Here is a 3,387-nt window from a genome sequence, read left to right as displayed (position 1 = left end):
TGGTGTGGGGCTTGAGGGTTGTGGGTTGGTCGTTTGTTGAGAATTGCACAGTGGACGCGAGCATCTTTGTGGTCAAGTTGTCAAGGGCGAACGGTGAATGCCTTGGCACCAGGAGCCGATGAAGGACGTGGGAGGCCGCGATAGGCCTGGGGGAGCTGTCAACCAAGCTGTGATCCCAGGGTGTCCGAATGGGGAAACCTGGCACCAGTCATGTGGTGTCACCCACACCTGAACACATAGGGTGTGTGGAGGGAACGCGGGGAAGTGAAACATCTCAGTACCCGTAGGAAGAGAAAACAATTTAGTGATTCCGTGAGTAGTGGCGAGCGAAAGCGGATTGAGGCTAAACCGGCTGCGTGTGATACCTGTCAGGGGTTGCGTGGTCGGGGTTGTGGGACCCTGCTGAACAAGCTGACACTTGTTCGAGAAGTTACAAAGTCAGTGGCTAGTCGAACAGTCTGGAATGGCTGACCGTAGACGGTGAGAGTCCGGTAGGTGAAAGTTGCTGACCTTCTGTGGGTGTTCCCGAGTAGCGGCGGACCCCTGAAATCTGCCGTGAATCTGCCAGGACCACCTGGTAAGCCTAAATACTTCCTGGTGACCGATAGCGGACAAGTACCGTGAGGGAATGGTGAAAAGTACCCCGGGAGGGGAGTGAAATAGTACCTGAAACCGTTCGCCTACAATCCGTCGGAGCCTTGCGGGGTGACGGCGTGCCTTTTGAAGAATGAGCCTGCGAGTTAGTGGCATGTGGCGAGGTTAACCCGTGTGGGGGAGCCGTAGCGAAAGCGAGTCTGAATAGGGCGATTCAGTCGCGTGTCCTAGACCCGAAGCGGAGTGATCTAGCCATGGGCAGGCTGAAGCGCGGGTAAGACCGCGTGGAGGGCCGAACCCACCAACGTTGAAAAGTTGGGGGATGACCTGTGGTTAGGGGTGAAAGGCCAATCAAACTCCGTGATAGCTGGTTCTCCCCGAAATGCATTTAGGTGCAGCGTCGCGTGTTTCTTGCCGGAGGTAGAGCACTGGATGGTCTAGGGGGCCCACAAGCTTACCGAAATCAGCCAAACTCCGAATGCCGGTAAGTGAGAGCGCGGCAGTGAGACTGCGGGGGATAAGCTTCGTAGTCGAGAGGGAAACAGCCCAGATCACCAGCTAAGGCCCCTAAGCGTGTGCTAAGTGGAAAAGGATGTGGGGTCGCATAGACAACCAGGAGGTTGGCTTAGAAGCAGCCACCCTTTAAAGAGTGCGTAATAGCTCACTGGTCAAGTGGTTCCGCGCCGACAATGTAGCGGGGCTCAAGCACACCGCCGAAGCTGTGGCATTCACATTTTAACCTCGCTTGGACTTGATTCCTTGTGCAGGTGTGTGGATGGGTAGGGGAGCGTCGTGCCGCGAGTGAAGCAGCGGGGTGACCCAGTTGTGGACGCGGCACGAGTGAGAATGCAGGCATGAGTAGCGAAAGAAGGGTGAGAAACCCTTCCGCCGGATGACCAAGGGTTCCAGGGCCAGGCTAATCCGCCCTGGGTGAGTCGGGACCTAAGGCGAGGCCGAGAGGCGTAGTCGATGGACAACGGGTTGATATTCCCGTACCCGCGAAAGAGCGTCCCTGATGAACCTCGTTGTGCTAACCACCCAAACCATCCAAGACCTTCGGGTTGAGGGTGGGGAGCGTGGGAACCTGATGGGTAGTAGTCAAGCGATGGGGTGACGCAGGAAGGTAGCTGAGCCCGGCCGGTGGTTGTGCCGGGGTAAGCGTGTAGGCCGTGTTGTAGGCAAATCCGCAACACACGAGGGCTGAGACGTGATGCCGAGCCGATTCAGGTGAAGTCAGTGATCCTATGCTGCCGAGAAAAGCCTCTAGCGAGTTCTTAGCGGCCCGTACCCCAAACCGACACAGGTGGTCAGGTAGAGAATACCGAGGCGATCGGGCGAACTGTGGTTAAGGAACTCGGCAAATTGCCCCCGTAACTTAGGGAGAAGGGGGGCCGGAGACGTGAAGCCCCATGCGGGTGGAGCGTTGTATGGCCGCAGAGAGCAGGGGGAAGCGACTGTTTACTAAAAACACAGGTCCATGCGAAGAAGTAATTCGATGTATATGGACTGACGCCTGCCCGGTGCTGGAACGTTAAGGGGACCTGTTAGCTCTTCGGGGCGAAGCGGAGAACTTAAGCGCCAGTAAACGGCGGTGGTAACTATAACCATCCTAAGGTAGCGAAATTCCTTGTCGGGTAAGTTCCGACCTGCACGAATGGCGTAACGACTTCCCCACTGTCTCAACCACAGGCCCGGCGAAATTGCAGTACGAGTAAAGATGCTCGTTACGCGCGGCAGGACGGAAAGACCCCGGGACCTTTACTATAGCTTGACATTGGTACTCGAATTAGCTTGTGTAGGATAGGTGGGAGCCGGTGAAACCTATACGCCAGTATGGGTGGAGGCAATCTTGAAATACCACTCTGGTTGATTTGGGTATCTAACTTCGGACCGTTATCCGGTTCAGGGACAGTGTCTGGTGGGTAGTTTAACTGGGGCGGTTGCCTCCTAAAAGGTAACGGAGGCGCCCAAAGGTTCCCTCAGCCTGGTTGGCAATCAGGTGTTGAGTGCAAGTACACAAGGGAGCTTGACTGTGAGACTGACAGGTCGAGCAGGGACGAAAGTCGGGACTAGTGATCCGGCACTTGCGAGTGGAAGCGGTGTCGCTCAACGGATAAAAGGTACCCCGGGGATAACAGGCTGATCTTCCCCAAGAGTCCATATCGACGGGATGGTTTGGCACCTCGATGTCGGCTCGTCGCATCCTGGGGCTGTAGCAGGTCCCAAGGGTTGGGCTGTTCGCCCATTAAAGCGGTACGCGAGCTGGGTTTAGAACGTCGTGAGACAGTTCGGTCCCTATCCGCCGTGCGCGTAGGATACTTGAGAAGGGCTGTCCCTAGTACGAGAGGACCGGGACGGACGAACCTCTGGTGTGCCAGTTGTCCCGCCAGGGGCACGGCTGGTTAGCTACGTTCGGAAGGGATAACCGCTGAAAGCATCTAAGCGGGAAGCCTGCTTCAAGATGAGGTATCCCACCCACTATGTGGGGTAAGGCCCCCAGCTAGACGACTGGGTTGATAGGCCGGAAATGTAAGCCCGGTGACGGGTTCAGTTGACCGGTACTAATAGGCCGAGGACTTGACTACTAAGCTGCTACGCGTCCACTGTGCAACTCTCGATAAACGAACAACAGACCACAGTGTGTGGTGTTGTTTGACATGTCGATAGAGTTACGGCGGTCATGGCGGAGGGGAAACGCCCGGTCACATTCCGAACCCGGAAGCTAAGCCCTCCAGCGCCGATGGTACTGCACTCGTGAGGGTGTGGGAGAGTAGGACGCCGCCGGACAATCTT

General features: G+C 56.5%; 2 rRNA genes. Both read left to right on the top strand.

The features are described from left to right. Positions 1-70: 70 nt before the first annotated feature. Positions 71-3,179, top strand: a 23S ribosomal RNA gene (locus DKT68_RS21350). Between the two features lie 85 nt (positions 3,180-3,264). Beyond that, a 5S ribosomal RNA gene (gene rrf, locus DKT68_RS21345) occupies positions 3,265-3,381 on the top strand. Positions 3,382-3,387: the final 6 nt, after the last annotated feature.

The sequence above is a fragment of the Micromonospora acroterricola genome (genome assembly GCF_003172955.1).
GTDB classification, from domain to species: Bacteria; Actinomycetota; Actinomycetes; order Mycobacteriales; family Micromonosporaceae; genus Micromonospora; species Micromonospora acroterricola.
Note: the sequence above shows the minus strand (reverse complement) of the source record. Positions and strands in the feature narration are given on the sequence as shown.